Origin of the sequence: Aquincola tertiaricarbonis (assembly GCF_000969605.1) — a bacterium.
Classification (GTDB): Bacteria; Pseudomonadota; Gammaproteobacteria; order Burkholderiales; family Burkholderiaceae_C; genus Aquincola; species Aquincola tertiaricarbonis.
Window position 1 is genome coordinate 23,785 of the sequence record NZ_JZUE01000023.1, and the last position, 15,310, is coordinate 39,094.

The 15,310-nt window shown below is 71.0% G+C and carries 12 protein-coding genes and 1 tRNA gene; 3 read left to right on the plus strand and 10 right to left on the minus strand.

Annotation, left to right across the window (positions count from 1 at the left end; translation table 11 throughout):
* Window positions 1-210 precede the first annotated feature (210 nt).
* Together VO99_RS21735 and VO99_RS21740 are read left to right on the plus strand one after the other, a co-directional pair.
* The gene (locus VO99_RS21735) at window positions 211-1,191 is read left to right on the plus strand and encodes a PEP-CTERM sorting domain-containing protein (RefSeq protein ID WP_046115033.1); all 981 of its coding nucleotides are present in this window, start codon (window positions 211-213) and stop codon (window positions 1,189-1,191) included.
* Between the two features lie 277 nt (window positions 1,192-1,468).
* Window positions 1,469-1,738 (plus strand): hypothetical protein, encoded by a 270-nt coding sequence (locus VO99_RS21740; RefSeq protein ID WP_157039696.1) that lies wholly within the window; start codon window positions 1,469-1,471, stop codon window positions 1,736-1,738.
* A gap of 12 nt (window positions 1,739-1,750) precedes the next feature.
* On the opposite strand, the gene VO99_RS21745 is transcribed toward VO99_RS21740, so the two are convergent.
* The 9 genes from VO99_RS21745 to VO99_RS21785 form a co-directional block, all read right to left on the minus strand.
* Window positions 1,751-2,392, minus strand: a complete 642-nt coding sequence (locus tag VO99_RS21745) for an NAD(P)H-binding protein (protein ID WP_046115035.1) — start codon at window positions 2,390-2,392, stop codon at window positions 1,751-1,753.
* A 12-nt stretch (window positions 2,393-2,404) separates the two neighbouring features.
* Complete coding sequence (locus tag VO99_RS21750) at window positions 2,405-2,842, minus strand: TerB family tellurite resistance protein (RefSeq protein ID WP_052736542.1); 438 nt, start codon at window positions 2,840-2,842, stop codon at window positions 2,405-2,407.
* Between the two features lie 120 nt (window positions 2,843-2,962).
* Window positions 2,963-3,286 (minus strand): ArsR/SmtB family transcription factor, encoded by a 324-nt coding sequence (locus VO99_RS21755; RefSeq protein ID WP_046115036.1) that lies wholly within the window; start codon window positions 3,284-3,286, stop codon window positions 2,963-2,965.
* A gap of 61 nt (window positions 3,287-3,347) precedes the next feature.
* Window positions 3,348-3,422, minus strand: a tRNA-Arg gene (locus VO99_RS21760).
* Window positions 3,423-3,471: 49 nt separating this feature from the next.
* Window positions 3,472-7,698, minus strand: a complete 4,227-nt coding sequence (locus VO99_RS21765) for a translocation/assembly module TamB domain-containing protein (RefSeq protein WP_052736543.1) — start codon at window positions 7,696-7,698, stop codon at window positions 3,472-3,474.
* A gap of 20 nt (window positions 7,699-7,718) precedes the next feature.
* Window positions 7,719-9,602 carry an autotransporter assembly complex protein TamA gene (locus VO99_RS21770; protein WP_083440827.1) on the minus strand — a complete coding sequence of 628 codons (1,884 nt, stop codon included), beginning with the start codon at window positions 9,600-9,602 and terminating at the stop codon, window positions 7,719-7,721.
* Window positions 9,599-10,771, minus strand: a complete 1,173-nt coding sequence (locus VO99_RS21775; protein ID WP_046115038.1) for a vWA domain-containing protein — start codon at window positions 10,769-10,771, stop codon at window positions 9,599-9,601. The genes VO99_RS21770 and VO99_RS21775 overlap by 4 nt, the downstream gene beginning before the upstream one ends.
* A 97-nt stretch (window positions 10,772-10,868) precedes the next feature.
* Window positions 10,869-12,899, minus strand: coding sequence for a S9 family peptidase (locus VO99_RS21780; RefSeq protein ID WP_046115039.1), 2,031 nt, complete (start codon window positions 12,897-12,899; stop codon window positions 10,869-10,871).
* A gap of 10 nt (window positions 12,900-12,909) precedes the next feature.
* Window positions 12,910-13,500 carry a GNAT family N-acetyltransferase gene (locus tag VO99_RS21785; RefSeq protein WP_046115040.1) on the minus strand — a complete coding sequence of 197 codons (591 nt, stop codon included), beginning with the start codon at window positions 13,498-13,500 and terminating at the stop codon, window positions 12,910-12,912.
* 105 nt (window positions 13,501-13,605) lie between these two features.
* Here VO99_RS21785 and VO99_RS21790 point away from each other — a divergent pair, with 105 nt between their 5' ends.
* Window positions 13,606-14,400, plus strand: a complete 795-nt coding sequence (locus tag VO99_RS21790; protein ID WP_157039697.1) for a hypothetical protein — start codon at window positions 13,606-13,608, stop codon at window positions 14,398-14,400.
* 22 nt (window positions 14,401-14,422) lie between these two features.
* Here VO99_RS21790 and VO99_RS21795 read toward each other — a convergent pair whose 3' ends face one another.
* Complete coding sequence (locus VO99_RS21795; RefSeq protein ID WP_046115042.1) at window positions 14,423-15,277, minus strand: AAA family ATPase; 855 nt, start codon at window positions 15,275-15,277, stop codon at window positions 14,423-14,425.
* Window positions 15,278-15,310: the final 33 nt, after the last annotated feature.

Here is a 15,310-nt window from a genome sequence, read left to right on the forward strand (position 1 = left end):
CGGGGGGCCCGCGCAGTGTAGGTGGGGCCCGGTCCTGTGCCGGCTTGCCACTGCGATTTCTCGCATCTGGCAAGTCCATGAAAAGCTATTTCTGATACATCCCTGGAATACCCTTCCCCTGCAAACAGGGGGCTGGTTTCACTGGTTTGCACTCGATTACCTACTCTCAGGCGGCTGGCAATTCGCCAGACATATTCCAAAGAGAGACACATGAGAAGTAATCGCGCCTCCCAGATATTCGCCCGCAGCGCCCTGGCCTCCGCCCTGGCGCTGCTTTCCGCCTTGCCCGTCACCGCGGCGGAATCCATCCTGTTCATCGGCAACAGCTTCACCTACGGTGACCGCGCGCCCAGCGTGCGGGGTTTCCGCACCGACACGGTGACCGACCTGCGCGGCACCAACATCGGCGGCGTGCCGGCGCTGTTCAAGTCCTTCACCCAGCAGGTCGGCCTGCAGTACGACGTGTTCCTGGAAACCCAGCCCGGCAGCGGCCTGGACTACCACTACAACAACCAGCTCAACCTCATCAACCGCGCCTGGGACAACGTGGTGATGCACGGCCAGAGCAACCTCAACTTCAATGCGCCCAACAACCCCGCGCTGATCAGCCAGTACACCGGCCTGCTGGGCAATGTGTTCCAGGCGCAGAACGCCAACGTGGACATCAGCCTGACGGCCACCTGGTCGCGCGCCGACCTGACCTACCAGACGTCCAGCCCGTGGCTGGGCGCGCCCATCACGCAAATGGGCATCGACGTGTACAAGGGCTATCAGGTGGCTGCCGCCAACAATCCCAGCATCGTCAGCCGCATCAATCCAGTGGGCCTGGCCTGGAATGCCGCCTTCGCCGCCGGCGTGGCCGACACCAATCCCTATGACGGCATCACCACCGGCCAGCTGAACCTGTGGGCGGACGACAGTTACCACGCCAGCGCCTACGGCTATTACCTGCATGCGCTGGTGGTATTCGGCATGGAAACCGGCTTCGATCCGCGCAAGCTGGGCGGGCGCGAAAGCGCGGCGGTGGAGCTGGGTTTCACCGCGAGCGAGGCCTTCGCCCTGCAGAGCCTGGCCTACAACACCATCAGCGCGGTGCCCGAGCCTGGCACCTGGGCCACCATGGGCCTGGGCCTGGGCGCCATCGGCTGGCTGGGTGCCCGCCGCCGCAAGGCTGCGGCAGCCGCCGCCTGACGCGTTTTCCGCCAAAAAAAAACGGGCCAGGGGCCCGTTTTGAAAGCACATGAACTGTGCCAGGAGGAGACAACACAAAGAACACTTGCGATGGGATGAACTGTAGAAGTGGTCGGCGTGCCGTGAAAGCGGCCGCCTTCCATGCGCGCTGTCCGGCTGGCGCCCGGGGGGTGTCGGCCACTTTCCTACTTCGCTTGCTGCAGGGCAGCAATTCCGGGCCGATCCGTCGTACGCTGTGGCCATGGGCACTGCAGGACGCTCGGCGCTGGAAATGGGCATGCAAACCGTGGAAGCGGCGCTGCGGTCCCACCTGCGCAGTGCCCGCGCCTGCGACCGCTCGCAGGAACTGGTGCTGGCCTGGATCGCCAGCCATGCCCCGACCCCCGGGCGGCACATCGGCGCCTTCAAGATCTGCGTGCGTTCAGCCGGCCACAGCGTGGTGGCGCTGCTCACGCGCGAGCAGCTCGAAGGCTGTGCCGACGGTGTGGTGCATCCGGACGTGATCGGCCTGATCCGCGAATGCATCATCGCCCTGCGCGGGCGCTGAAGCGGCGCAGCTTCAGCCGGCCAGGGCGTCCGCCGGCACCACCTGCACGCCGGGCGCGGGCTGCAGCGCCGACCGCAGCAACGCGCGGGCAATCGCCGGCGCCGGGCTGATGCGCCAGGCCCGGGGCAGCAGCGGCCCCAGCAGGCCCAGCACCTGCTGCGACAAGCGCTCGGCCGGCCGCGACTCGGTGCGCGCACCGCCGATCAGCCCCGGCCGCACCAGCGTCAGCGAGGCGAAGCCCAGCGCCTTCAGGTCGCGTTCCACCTCGCCCTTGACGCGGTTGTAGAACAGCCGCGAGCCGGCATCGGCCCCGGTGGCCGACGTGAGCACGAAGGCCGGCGTGCCATGGCGGCGGGCCAGCTGCGCGGCCTGCAGCACATGTCCGTGGTCCACCTGGCGGAAGGCTTCGCGGCTGCCCGCCGCCTTCAGCGTGGTGCCCAGGGTGCAGACCACCGCATCGGCGCGCCACCAGTCGGCGTCCTCGGGCAGGCGCTGGTAGTCCACCACCGGGCACAGCAGCCGTGGCGGCTGCACCGGCAGCGCCCCGGCCCGGCGCACCGGCGCGGTGACCTGCCGAACCCGTGCATCGGCCAGCGCCTGTTCCAGCAGCAGCCGGCCGACCAGGCCGGTGGCGCCGAGCAGCAGCAGCTTCATCGGCGCCGCCCCTCAGCCCTGGCGGTCGTGCAGGATGGCATGCGACACCTGGTCGTCGGTGATGCCCCAGCGCAGCAGGGCATGGCGGTACACCCGGCGCTCGGTGGCGCAGATGGCGCCGTCGGCCGTCATCACCGCCGCGGCCAGTCGGCACACCAGCAGCCGCTGCTGCGGCGACGTCACCGCATCCACCACGCTGAACAGCTGGGCCAGCGCCTGCGGCTTCAGCCACGACCGGTCCACCTGCCCGTTGTCCAGCGCCTGCACGCATTGCGCAGCCAGGGCCAGGAAGTCGTCGCGGCCGATGCCCAGGCGCTGGAAGGCCGCCAGCCGGTCCAGCACCTCGATCTCCTTCGGATCGACACGGCCGTTGGCGGCCACCACCAGGGCCAGCACATGGGCCGCGGGCGGCGCGGGCGTTGCGGTGTGGACGGCAGCAAGCAGGGTCATGGCGTGGCCTGGAAGTGGAAGGGCGCCGGCCACTCTAGCGGCGAACCCGCCGGCCGCGGCCGGCTTCGGCCGATGCATCCCTCAGGCAAAACCGAAGGGTGGGCGCGCGGCGCGCGCCGGTCAGCAGCCGCAGGCGGGCGTGGGCTCCACCGCGCAGGCCTGGCCCTGGCAGCAGTTGTCGGTGAGGAAGCCCAGCACATCGTTCATGTGCTCGTACACCGCGCGGTAGACCAGGAAGCGGCTGGACCGCTCGGTGGCCACCAGGCCGGCGCCGGCCAGCTCCTTCAGGTGGAAGGACAGCGTGGTGGCCGGAATGCCCAGCGCCTCCTGCATCACCCCGGGCGTGAGGCCGCGTGCGCCGGCGATGACCAGCGCCCGGAACACCCGCAGCCGCACCGGATGCGCCAGCGCCGCCAGCGACTTGACCACCAGTTCTTCATCCATGCGGCGACGATACCAGGAGAGTGGAAATGTGCGTGGCGAGCCCGCCGCGAAAGCGATGGGCTGGTGCCCCCGGCAGGAATCGAACCTGCATCTGAGACTTAGGAGGTCCCCGTTCTATCCATTGAACTACGGCGGCGGCGCAAGGCAGCGGATTCTAGTGGCTCGGCCTGGTGTTCCCCGTCACGTCAGTTCCAGCGCCAGGTCCAGATGATGTCGACTGCCGTGTCGGCGCCGGCCTGCGCGCGCAGGGTGAAGCGCTGGGCGGCGCGGTAGATCAGCTGCCAGTTGCCGGCCGCGGTGCTCACGCCGTGCTCGTAGCCCAGGTACACCCGCTGCGAGACCTGCTTGCCCAGCGAGACGATGGTGTCCTTGGTGCTGCCGTTCTCCTCCTGCCGCACCGAGATGTCGTCCAGGCCGATGCTCTTCATCAGGTCGCCGGTGCGAGAGGGGCCGTCGCCGGCGATCAGCGCCATGGCGGCGCGCTGCAGCAGCGCGGTGTCGTTGCGGGCCAGGCCGTCGGGCGCGCGGCCCAGCAGCAGCCAGGAGAGCTTGTCCATGTCGGCCATGTCGGGGTCGCTGAACAGCCGCACGCGCGGATTGAGCGCGGTGCCGCCGATCTGCACGCCCACCTGCACGTCCAGGTTCGGTCGGATGGCCACGATCTCCAGCCGCGGGTTCTCCACCGGGCCGTCGAAGCGCACGATGCCGCGCTCGATCTCCAGCTTCTGGCCGTAGGCCGCATAGGTGCCCGACTCGGTGCGCACCGCGCCGTCCACGGCCAGCTGGCCGCCCGGCGTGGTGACGGTCACGCGGCCCTTGAGCCGGGTGTCGATGCCGCGGCCCTTGAGCTTGAGCTGCTCGCCCATGGACACCTCCACCCGCACGTCGGCATTCATCGTGGGGGCGGCCGGCGCAGCCGCGGCGCGCTGGGCGGCGGCGGCCTGGTCGGGCGTGACCGGCGGGTCGCCGCGGCGGCGCACCACCACCACGTCGCCATCCAGCGCGGGCGCATCGCCGCGGGAGAAGTCGATCAGCCCTTCGTCGATGCCGAAGCGCCCGTCCACCTTCAGCCGGTCGCCCGCGAAGCCGATGTCGGCGGCGCCACTGGTGACGATGCGCCGGTCCAGCCGGCCCAGCGCGGTGAAGCGGTCCAGCTGCAGCCGCAGCTGCGCGGTGGGCTGCGCGCCCAGCGTGGCGCGGCCGCTGAGGCTGGCGGTGCCGTCGCCCCCCTGCAGGGTGAAGCGCTGCAGCGTGGCCTCGGTGCCGCGAAGTTGTATGGACAAGTTGCCGTTGCGGGCGTCGATGCCCTGCAGCAGGTTGCGCACCGCCAGCTCGCTGCCCACCAGTTCGCCGTTGATGCCGGGCTCGGCCAAGGTGCCGCTGAAGTAGGCGCTGGTGCGCAGCTTGCCGGCCAGCCGCCAGGCCGGCGGGATCCACGGCGCCCACACGGCCAGGTTGTCGACCCGCCATTCCAGCGTGCCTTCCAGCGGCGTCTGCGGCCCGGGCCAGGCCGTGCCCGCCGGCGTGCGCAGCACCTGCGAGCCGGCCAGCACGCCCAGGTTGGCACCGGCCACCGCCTGCGTGAAGTACCAGGTGCCGCCCTGCGCCGAGGCCGCCACCCGCAGGTCGGTCAGGCCCAGCGATTCGGTGCCCGCATCGTCGGTCAGGGTGAGGTCGCCGCCGGCGCGTTCCACCACCACGTCGGCGGTGACACCCGCCGCGCCGTGCAGCGAAATGCGGCCCTGCAGCGCCAGGTCGCCGCCCCAGCGCATCTGCGGGCGGAAGCGGGCCAGCCAGGGCGCGACGCGCAGCGGATCGAGCTGCGCCTCCACGTCGATGCGCTGCGGCGGACCACCGGCCGCGGCCGCCTGCCAGCGGGCGGTCTGCCAGCGCAGGCCGGCGCCCAGGGCTTCCAGCCGCCCCGGCTGGGCGGCCACTTCGGTCAAGCCGCCGTCGGCATCGAAGCGCAAGGCGGCCTGCAGGTTTTGCGCGGCCAGCCAGGCAGGCTGCGGCTGCAACCGGTCGCGGGCCGACAGCTCGGCCACGCGCAGCTGCCACAGCCGCGTGGCGGGCTGCCATTGGCCATCGCCCCGCAACGCCAGCACGGTGCCGCCACCGGCGGCCGGGCGCGGGCCGGTGCGGGCTTCGGCGGCATCGGTCCAGGCCGGCGGGCGCACCGGGCTGTCGGCATTCAGGCTGAAGCGGTGGCTGGCCAGGCTGCCGTCCACCACTGCCTTCAGGTTGTCGATGCGCTGCACGCCCTGCGCCAGGCCCTGGGCCTCGATGTCGAGCGACAGCGGCGCGGTGGCGTCGGCCGAGGCCCGCCACTGGGCCGCCAGGCGCTGCAGGCGCGCGTCGCCCGCCACCAGGCCGTTGACCTGCAGATCGCCTTCGGTCTGCAGCGCCGGCCAGCGGCCCTGCAGGCTGAAGCGGCCCTCGGCCGTGCCGGCCCGTGGCACCCAGGCCTGCAGGCCCGGGCTCAGCGCGCCCAGTGGCACCAGGGCGGCCAGCGCAGGGGCGGCCAGCCGGCCCTGCCAGCGGTCGGCGGCCGGCGCGCCGCCGGTGCGGCCTTCCAGTTCCAGCCGGTTGCCGGCGGCTTCCACCTGGCCGGTGAGCTGGTGGGCGCCGTCGCCGGTCCAGGTGAGCTGGCCGGCCAGCGGCACGCCGGCCAGCAGGCTGTTGCGCAGGTCGACGGTGGCGGTGCCGCGCAGCGTCTGCAGCAGGCTGGCCGGGCCAGTGGCCGCGGCGGCGCGGGCGTCGGCCTGCCAGCGGCCGTCGAAGCGGTGCGGGCCCTTGCGCCAGGCGGAGCCGGGTGGGCCGGGGATCCACGGCGTGGGGTCGAAGGCGGCGAATTCGCCACCGCTGCGCAGCGACCAGGCACCGGCGGGTTCCATCTCGAACCGGGCAGTGGCCTGTGCCCGGGCGCCGCCGGCGGTGGCGCGCAGCTGCTGCAGCTCGGCCAGCAGGCGGCCGTTGGGCTGGCGCTCGGCGCGGGCCTGCAGCTGCACCCGGGCGCGAGGTGTGCCGGGCTGGGCCAGGCGGCCGTCGAGCGTGCCGTCCAGCGTGGCCACCAGCGGCGCGCCGGCCGGTGCGGGGCTGCCGTCGGGCGAGGGCAGGCCGGCCACCGTGAGGTTGAGCGGTCCGCTGACCGTCATGGCCGCGGCGCGGGCATCCAGCTGGGAAGGTTGCACCGCGGCCAGCTGCAGCGCCAGCGTCAGGGCATCGGCCTGCCAGCGGCCACTGCCTTCGATGCGGCCCGCGGCGGGCAGATCGGCCTGCAACCGGGTGAACTCCAGCGTGCGGCGGTCCGAGGGCGTGCCGCGCAGCGTGAGGCCCAGGCGCTCGAGCGGCAGGCGCAGCTCGTCCCAGCGGCCGGGCAGCGCATTGCGCAGGTCCAGCTGCAGCAGCGCGGGCTGGTCGGCGCCCACGCTGTCCACGCGCACCTCGCCGTCCAGCCGCGTGCTCGGCAGCCCGGCGGCCAGCGGTGCCAGGTCCAGCGACTGCAGGCGGGCGCCCAGCGCGGCCAGCGGCCAGGCGGCGAACGGCGTCAGCGTGGCCTGTGCATCCAGCCGGCCGGGTTCGCTGGCGGCAGCGGTCACCGGCGTGGCGCGCAGCGCAGCCGTCAGCCCGAGGCGGTCGATGGGGCCGCTGGCCTGAATGTCGGCTTCCAGCGGAAAGCGGCCGTCGGCCGCGGCCCGCAGGGCCGCCTGCGCCTGCAGCGTCATCGGGCCCTGGGTGTCGACGCGGCCGTCGGCGGTCAGGCGCAGGCCGTCGCGGGTGAGGCGGGCGCCCTGCAGCAGGTGCACGCGGCCGTTGTCGGCGCCCAGGTGCAGGCTTGCGGCGACGTCGGTGATGGCGGGCTGGTCGTCGATCAGCAGGCTGCCCACCGCCAGGCCGGCCACCTGCAGCTCGATGGGCAGGCGCAGGCTGGAGGGCCGCTGCAGCGGCTCCTTCGGCGGTGGCGGCACCGGCTCGGGCGCGGTGCGCACGGTGATGCGCTCGGCCTGCGGCGACTGCAGCACCAGGCCCAGCAGCGAGCCTTCCTGCGGGCGGAAGCGCCAGCGCAGGTCCTGCCAGCGCAGGTTGTCCACCACCACGCGCAGGCCATTGGCGCCGGTGTATTCGATGCGGCTGGCCGCATACGGACCGCCGCTGAACACGCCTTGCGGCGTGCTGACCACCAGGCCGGGCACCTGCGCCAGCAGCCAGGCATTGCCTTGCTGGGTGCGCAGCAGCCAGGCGGCCCCGGCAGCCATCAGCGCGGCGATGACCAGCAGCAGCAGCAGGCTGGCCAGCGTCCAGCGCCAGGCGGTGCCGCGCAGGGTGCGCAGCCGGGCCGGCCGCGGTGGCGAGGGCCGCTGCACGGCAGCGGCGGTGTCGTCGTCGGGAGGAAGTTGTGCGGGAGGCGCCATGGATGCAGGAAGGCAGGGCGCTAGAACTGCACGCCCACGTTCAGGTGCAGCCGCACCGAACGGGTTTCACGGCCGTAGGCCAGGTCCACGCTGACCGGCCCCAGCGGGCTGCGGTAGCGCACCCCGGCGCCGATGCCCAGCGCCGGCTCCAGGTCGCCCCAGCGGTCGGCCGCGTTGCCGATGTCGACGAAGGTGGCCCACCACAGCCCGGGGATGCGCGGCGTGAGCGGGCGGGCGATCTCGGCGCTGGCCGTCATCAGCACGTTGCCGCTGCGGGTCACGCCGTCGTCCTCCGGCCCCAGCTCGCGGAAGCCGTAGCCGCGCACCGATTCGTCGCCGCCGGCGCGGAAGCGCTGGCTGTCCGGCACGCGCAGGCCGTCGCGCACGAAGACCTGGCCCAGCTCCAGCCGGGTGTGCGCATACCAGTCCTCGCCGATGGGCTTCCACCACTGCAGCTTGGCGTAGGCGCGGGCATAGGGGCCGCTGCGGGTGCTGCCGTCGAAGTTGTCGCTGCGGGCCTGGCCCACGGCCGTCTGCACGCTCAGGCCGATGCCGTCGGTGGGCAGCAGGATGTTGTCCACGTCGCGCCAGGTGCCATGGGCATTCAGCGACAGGGCCTGCGCGGTCTCGGTGCCCAGGTCGTTGCGGGTGGTGGAGCGTTCCACCTCCACGAACAGCAGGCGGTCGATGCGCTCGCCGTCATAGGCGCGCCCGGTGCGCAGCCGCGCCGACTGCACCACGTCGTCGTCGGACTCCACCCGCTCCAGCGTGCCGCCCAGCAGGTTGCGCTTCAAGCCGGGCAGCGCATGGGAGGTGAGCTCGCCCTCCCAGGCCTGGCGCAGCTGGGCCAGCTCGAACTTGTTCCGCAGCGTGGCGCGCTGGCCGAAGATGCGGCGGTGGATGTGTTCCAGCGTGGCCCGCGGCCCTGTGTTGGCGCTGACGCCCAGGCCCACGATGGCCGTCTGCAGCGGCAGCTCGCCCAGCCGCACCGTCACAGGCGTGGCATCGGCCACCGCCGGGTCGGTGTCGATGTTGACGGTGGCGCGGTCGAACAGGCCCGACTTCTGCAGCCGCTCCTGGTAGTCCAGCAGCAGCTGCTCGGTGGCCGGCGTGCCGGGGCGGAAGTCGGCCAGGTTTCGCACCGTCTTCTCGTCCTGCCGCTCCAGCCCGCGGATGCGCAGTTGCCCGGTGCGAAACAGCGGACCGGATTGCGCGGTGACCCACAGCACGGCGTTCTGGTCCACCGCGTCGATCTCGGCGCGGGTGCTTTCCCAGGTGGCGGCTGCGTAGCCGGAAGCGCGCAGCTGCGCCAGCGCGCCGCTCTTGGCATTGCCCCAGGCGGCATTGCGGAACGGCGTGCCGGGCGGCAGCGGCCAGTTGGTCTGCAGCGCGCTGCGCGCGGCCATGGCGCCGGCATCGCCCGCTTCCAGCTGCTGCTGCAGCGGGCCCTTCACGCCCCACACCACGTCGCGCACGATGGTGCGCGGGCCGGGCTGCACCGTCACGCGAACCCGCGGCGGGTTGTCGCTCACCCGCTCCACCTGCACCTGGGCATCGAAGTAGCCCTCGGTCTCCAGCAGCGCGCGCGCCTGCGCCGGCGTGGCGGCTTCCAGGCGGCGCAGCTCGGCCGCGGTGATCGGCTCGTCGGGCGCCAGCGCGCGCAGCCGGCCCAGGTCCAGGTAGTTCTCCAGCAGCGATTCCAGCTCGCCCGGCGCCTGCACCTCCAGCTGCACCGCCAGCGGCGCCAGCGTGCCTTCGGTGGCGCCCTGCGGCTCGGGCGGTGCGGGCGGCGGCTTGAGCAGCGCACAGCCGGGCAGGGCGGCGCAGGCGGCCAGCAGCACGCAGGTGCCTGCCCACCGCCTGGCAAGGAAGCGCCGGGCCGCCCCGGCCACGGGTGCACTCATTTCGTGAGCAACCGCATCGCTCCTTCGAGGCCGGCCAGCGTCAGCGGGAACATGCGCTGGTTCACCAGCTGCTGGATGATGGCGATGCTCTGCCGGTACTGCCACACGCCTTGCGGCTCGGGGTTGATCCATGCGAACTTGGGAAATGCGTGCGTGAGCCGCTGCAGCCATTCGGCGCCGGGCTCCTCGTTGTTGTATTCGACGCTGCCGCCGGGCTGCAGGATCTCGTAGGGGCTCATGGTCGCGTCGCCCACGAAGATCAGCTTGTAGTCCTTGTTGTACTTGCGGATCACGTCCCAGGTGGGGAACTTCTCGCTGTAACGGCGGCGGTTGTTCTTCCACATGAAGTCGTAGACGCAGTTGTGGAAGTAATAGAACTCGAGGTGCTTGAATTCGGTCTTGGCCGCGCTGAACAGCTCTTCCACCCGGTGGATGTGCTCGTCCATCGTGCCGCCGACGTCCATCAGCAGCAGCACCTTCACCTTGTTGTGCCGCTCCGGCACCATCTTGATGTCCAGCAGGCCGGCATTGGCGGCGGTGGAGTGGATGGTGTCGTCCAGGTCCAGTTCCTCCGCCGCGCCTTCACGGGCGAAGCGGCGCAGCCGCCGCAGCGCCACCTTGATGTTGCGGGTGCCCAGCTCCAGCGTGTCGTCGTAGTCCTTGAAGCTCCGCTGGTCCCACACCTTCACGGCGCTCTTGTTGCGGCCCTTGTCCTGCCCGATGCGGATGCCTTGCGGGTTGTAACCGTAGGCGCCGTAAGGGCTGGTGCCGCCGGTGCCGATCCACTTGTTGCCGCCTTCGTGCCGCTCCTTCTGCTCCTCGAAGCGCTTCTTCAGCGTCTCCATCAGCTCGTCCCAGCCCATCTTCTCGATGGCGGCCTTCTGCTCGGGCGTGAGCTCCAGCTCCAGCGTCTTGCGCAGCCACTCGAGCGGCACATCCTTCGTGAAGTCGGTCAGAAGCTCCACGCCCTTGAAATACGCACCGAAGGCGCGGTCGAACTTGTCGAACTGGGTCTCGTCCTTCACCAGCGTGGTCCGGGCGAGGTAATAGAACTCGTCGACCGAGGGGCCGATGACCTCGGCCTTCAGTGCCTCCAGCAGCGTGAGGTACTCCTTGACGGACACCGGCAGCTTGGCCGCGCGCAGCGTGTAGAAGAAGTTGATCAGCATGGGACGGGTCCGGCGGAGGGCGTTCGGGGCAGTGTAGGCAATGCAGGTGCCAGCCCTGCCCGCGGCGGGGCTGGCGGCAGTGCGGGCGGCGGCGGCGCTAGCGGCGGCGCTTCTTCGCCGGCTGCTGCGCCGGGTCGTGCCGCTTGAGCCAGGCGAGGAACTCGGCGTACCAGAGCCGGCTGTTGCGCGGCTTCAGCACCCAGTGGTTCTCGTCGGGGAACCACAGCAGCCGCGTGTCCACGCCGCGGGCCTTCAGCGTGTTGTAGTACGCCAGCCCCTGTGCATCGGGCACGCGGTAGTCCTTGGCGCCGTGGATCACCAGCGTGGGCGTGGCCATGTCGGCGGCATAGGTGGACGGGCTCTGCGCGGCCACCAGCTCGGGCTGGTCCCAGTACCAGCCCCCCAGCTCCTTGGCATGCCAGCTCCAGGCGTCGTCGGCGAACATGGCCTGCCAGTCGAAGCAGCCGGCGTGGCACACGTAGGCGGCATAACGCCCAGGGGCCACATGGCCGTTCATCCAGGCCACCATGAAGCCGCCGTAGCTGCCGCCGGTGGCGAACACGCGGGCCGGATCGGCCCAGGACTGCTGCAGCAGCGCATCGGTCGCGGCCTCGATGTCCTGCAGCTCCAGCGCGCCCCAACGGTGGGTGATGCTGTCCAGGAAGGCATAGCCGAAGCTGGACGAGCCGTGGTAGTTCACCGCCGCCACCACGTAGCCCTGGGCCGCGAACAGTTCGGTGTTCCACCGGTAGTGCCACACGTCGCCGGCGGTGGTGTGCGGACCGCCGTGGATCAGATGCAGCAGCGGGTACTTTTTTTCCGGGTCGAAGCCGGGCGGGTAGGTGAGCCACACCTGCACCTTGTCGCCCTCGGCACCGGTGCACCACATCTCCTCGCTGCGGCCCCAGGCCAGCGGGCCCAGCAGCGCATCGTTGAAGCGCTCGATGCGGCGCGGCTTCTGGCCCGGCAGGCAGGCCATCACCTGGCCGGGATGCGTGGCCGAGTCGGTCAGCACCACCAGCGTGCCGGCCACCTTGTCGAAGCCGTGCACCCAGCCGCCCTCGACCAGCGCCTCGGCGCGGCGGTCGGGCAGGTCGAAGCGCCAGAGGTGGCAGCGGCCGCGTTGCTCGGCGGTGAACAGCACTGCCTGGCCGTCCTCCTCCCACAGCAGGGGTGCCTGCACCTCGTGGTCCCAGGCCTCGCTTTCCACCGACCAGCGGCCACTGCGGCTGCCGGGGCGGCTGCGTTCCCACACTGCCAGCTGCGCCGGCATGGTGTGCTTGCGGCCCTGGTGGCTGGCGGTGAAGGCCACGCGGTCACCATCGGGGCTGTAGCGCGGCGCGGCAAAGTCGTATTCGGCATCGCGCGCGATCACGTCGATGCGGCCGGTGGCCAGCTGCAGCTCGGCCAGCGCGAAGCGGCCGTCGATGCGCTTGTCGTCCGCCGGATCAAAGGCGAAGACGATGCGTTCGCCGTCCGGCGAGATGTCGAAGTTCTCGGCGCTGGGGTCGGGCCGGCGCAGCTCGTAGGCGGTGCCTTCGAACAGGTCGCGCACCTTGCCCGTGTCCACGTCGATCAGGTGCAGGTGCGGCACCCGGCCCAGCGGCAGGTTGTCGTCCCAGAAGCGGTACAGCGACTCCGACGTGGCATAGCCGCTTTCCTTGCGCTCGGTGAATTCCTTGAAGGCCTTGGCCTGGGCCTTGCCGCCCTTCAACTCGGGCCATACCCAGGACACCGCGGCGATGCGCTTGCCGTCCGGCAGCCAGCGGTAGCTCTCGATGCCGGTGGCCACGGTGGCCACGCGCCGGGCCTCGCCACCATCGGCCGGGATGACGTAGAGCTGCGGCGAGGCGTCCTTGCGTCCCTCCTGCTCGCGCTTGCCGACGAAGGCGATGCGGTCGCCGCGCGGGCTCCACAGCGGCTGGCCGTCCTTGTCGCCGCCGTGGGTCATCGCGCGCGGCTTGCCACCCAGCGTGGACAGCAGCCACAGCACGGTGCGGCTGTTGTTGTCCTCCATGGAAGGCCGGGTGACCGGAACCACCGCCTGTGCGCCATCGGGCGACAGGCTGGGCGTGCCGATGCGCTCGATCTTCCACAGGGCTTCGATGTCGAAATGCTTCTTGGCCATGGTGCGGTCTTCAGCGGGGTTTGGCGAGCTGCCAGTCGAGGTGGCTTCGCACGGTGGGCCATTCGGCGGCGGTGATGCTGTAGACGGCGGTGTCGCGCAGCGTGCCGTCGGGCATGCGCTGGTGGCTGCGCAGCATGCCGTCGAGCTGCGCGCCCAGCCGCTCGATGGCCCTGCGGCTCTGGGTGTTCAGGCGGTGCGTGCGAAACTCCACCGCGATGCAGTCCAGCACCTCGAAGGCATGGGCCAGCAACAGGCGCTTGCACTCGGTGTTCAGCGGCCCGCGCTGCACCCGCCTGGCCAGCCAGGTGCTGCCGACCTCCACCCGCCGGTGCGTTACATCCACATTCATGTACGTCGTCATGCCCACCGGCACGCCGTCGATATCCAGGATGGTGAAGGGCAGCATGCTGCCGGCCCTCTGCAGTCCCAGCCGACGCTCGATCTCCGCGGCCATGCGCTCGGGCGCGGGCACGGCGGTGTACCAGAGCTTCCAGAGTTCGCCGTCCTGCACCGCTTCGGCCAGCGGGGCGGCATGTCCCGGTGCAAGCGGCACCAGCGTGGCCCGGCGACCGGGCAGTTCAACGGGTTCGAGCCAGGGCATGACGGTGTAACGACCAGCGCTTAACTGGTGTTTTTCTTGCTGTTGACACCGGATGATGATCGCATCATCAATCCCATCCCCCTTCAGCACACCGCAGGCCTTTTGATGACAGTGCGCAACCGACCCTCCTCGCCGAAAGCATTGCTGGCCTGCCTGTTGGCCGGCGCCGCTGCGCTGCCGGCGGCCGTGCAGGCCGCGCCCTGGGCCGAGCCTGGCCCCGCGGTGGCGCCCACCGGCCTGCGCGTGCAGTGGATGCGCCCGGTGCCGCGCAAGCCGCTGCTGGGCCCGGCCGCCTTCGCCGCGCCGTCCACCTGCGCGCTCGATCCCTTCAGCGACGCCAATGGCGAGCAGCGCGAGCGGCAGCTGGCGCTGGCCGGCGCCACCGGCAGCATGGGCTACGGCTGCGGCGGCGAGCGCATGGCGCTGAACGTGGCGGCCCCGCCGCCGGCGGTCACCTCCAATGCCCGCATGCGGCGCCTCGATCTTTCGCTGGACCAATGGGTGAGCACCAGGCTGGCCGACCAGCTGGTGACCAGCGCCCGCCTGGGCGTCAAGGCCAGCGGCGACCCGACGGTGAAGAACCAGGCCGCCCGCGCGCTGGTGGCCGCGGGCAGCATGCTGCGTATCAACGACGACTGGGCGATGGAGCTGCAGTTCGGTCGCGACAAGGACACCACCGCGCTGCGCTCACGGGCCAAGTGGTCCACGCTGTGGCGCGTGGCCGGCGAGCACCTCATGTACATGCAGCTGGCCTCCGAGCCGGCCGGCACCGCGCAGACGGTGGGCATGCGCTGGTGGCTGGTGCCGCGGCGCGCCACGCTGGACCTTTCGGCCTACCGGCCGGTGAACACCGACCGCATCGAACCCCGCCTGGGGCTGTCGATGAGCCTGGGCCGCTGACACGGCCCGGCGGCCGGTGGCGTCAGCGGTTGTGCCGCTGCATGAACACCAGCTTCTCGAACAGCGTCACGTCCTGCTCGTTCTTCAGCAGCGCGCCCAGCAGCGGCGGCACGGCCACCTTGTCGTCCTTGCTCTGCAGCGCCTCGGCCGGGATGTCCTCGGCCACCAGCAGCTTCAGCCAGTCGATCAGCTCGCTGGTGCTGGGCTTCTTCTTCAGCCCGGGCAGGTTGCGCACGTCGTAGAAGTTCTTCAGCGCGGCGCCCAGCAGGTCCTTCTTGAGCCCGGGGAAGTGCACGTCGACGATGCGCTGCATCGTGTCCGCATCGGGGAACTTGATGTAGTGGAAGAAGCAGCGGCGCAGGAAGGCATCCGGCAGCTCCTTCTCGTTGTTGGAGGTGATGAACACCAGCGGCCGGTGCTTCGCCTTGACCAGCTCACGTGTCTCGTACACGTAGAACTCCATGCGGTCGATCTCGCGCAGCAGGTCGTTCGGGAATTCGATGTCGGCCTTGTCGATCTCGTCGATCAGCAGCACCACCGGCTGCTCCGACGTGAAGGCCTGCCACAGCGTGCCCTGCACGATGTAGTTGCGGATGTCGCGCACCTTCTCGGCACTCACCGGGTCCTGCAGCTGGCTGTCGCGCAGGCGGCTCACCGCGTCGTACTCGTACAGGCCCTGCTGCGCCTTGGTGGTGCTCTTGATGTGCCACTGCAGCAGCGGCATGTTGAGCGCGCTGGCCACTTCCTCGGCCAGCATCGTCTTGCCGGTGCCGGGCTCGCCCTTGATGAGCAGCGGGCGCTGCAAGGTGATGGCTGCATTGACGGCCAGCATCAGGTCCTGGGTGGCGACGTACTGGTCGGAGCCTTGGAACTTCATGTGGGTGCTTGGCCTGTGCAGCGGGACGTGATA

Bases quoted from the DNA above. Each gene is read 5' to 3' on its own strand.
- VO99_RS21750 (WP_052736542.1), bottom strand. From the start codon at position 2,842: ATGACCCTGCTTGCTGCCGTCCACACCGCAACGCCCGCGCCGCCCGCG.
- VO99_RS21765 (WP_052736543.1), bottom strand. From the start codon at position 7,698: ATGGCGCCTCCCGCACAACTTCCTCCCGACGACGACACCGCCGCTGCC.
- VO99_RS21735 (WP_046115033.1), top strand. From the start codon at position 211: ATGAGAAGTAATCGCGCCTCCCAGATATTCGCCCGCAGCGCCCTGGCC.
- VO99_RS21755 (WP_046115036.1), bottom strand. From the start codon at position 3,286: ATGGATGAAGAACTGGTGGTCAAGTCGCTGGCGGCGCTGGCGCATCCG.
- VO99_RS21790 (WP_157039697.1), top strand. From the start codon at position 13,606: ATGACAGTGCGCAACCGACCCTCCTCGCCGAAAGCATTGCTGGCCTGC.
- VO99_RS21740 (WP_157039696.1), top strand. From the start codon at position 1,469: ATGCAAACCGTGGAAGCGGCGCTGCGGTCCCACCTGCGCAGTGCCCGC.
- VO99_RS21780 (WP_046115039.1), bottom strand. From the start codon at position 12,899: ATGGCCAAGAAGCATTTCGACATCGAAGCCCTGTGGAAGATCGAGCGC.
- VO99_RS21745 (WP_046115035.1), bottom strand. From the start codon at position 2,392: ATGAAGCTGCTGCTGCTCGGCGCCACCGGCCTGGTCGGCCGGCTGCTG.
- VO99_RS21770 (WP_083440827.1), bottom strand. From the start codon at position 9,602: ATGAGTGCACCCGTGGCCGGGGCGGCCCGGCGCTTCCTTGCCAGGCGG.
- VO99_RS21785 (WP_046115040.1), bottom strand. From the start codon at position 13,500: ATGCCCTGGCTCGAACCCGTTGAACTGCCCGGTCGCCGGGCCACGCTG.
- VO99_RS21795 (WP_046115042.1), bottom strand. From the start codon at position 15,277: ATGAAGTTCCAAGGCTCCGACCAGTACGTCGCCACCCAGGACCTGATG.
- VO99_RS21775 (WP_046115038.1), bottom strand. From the start codon at position 10,771: ATGCTGATCAACTTCTTCTACACGCTGCGCGCGGCCAAGCTGCCGGTG.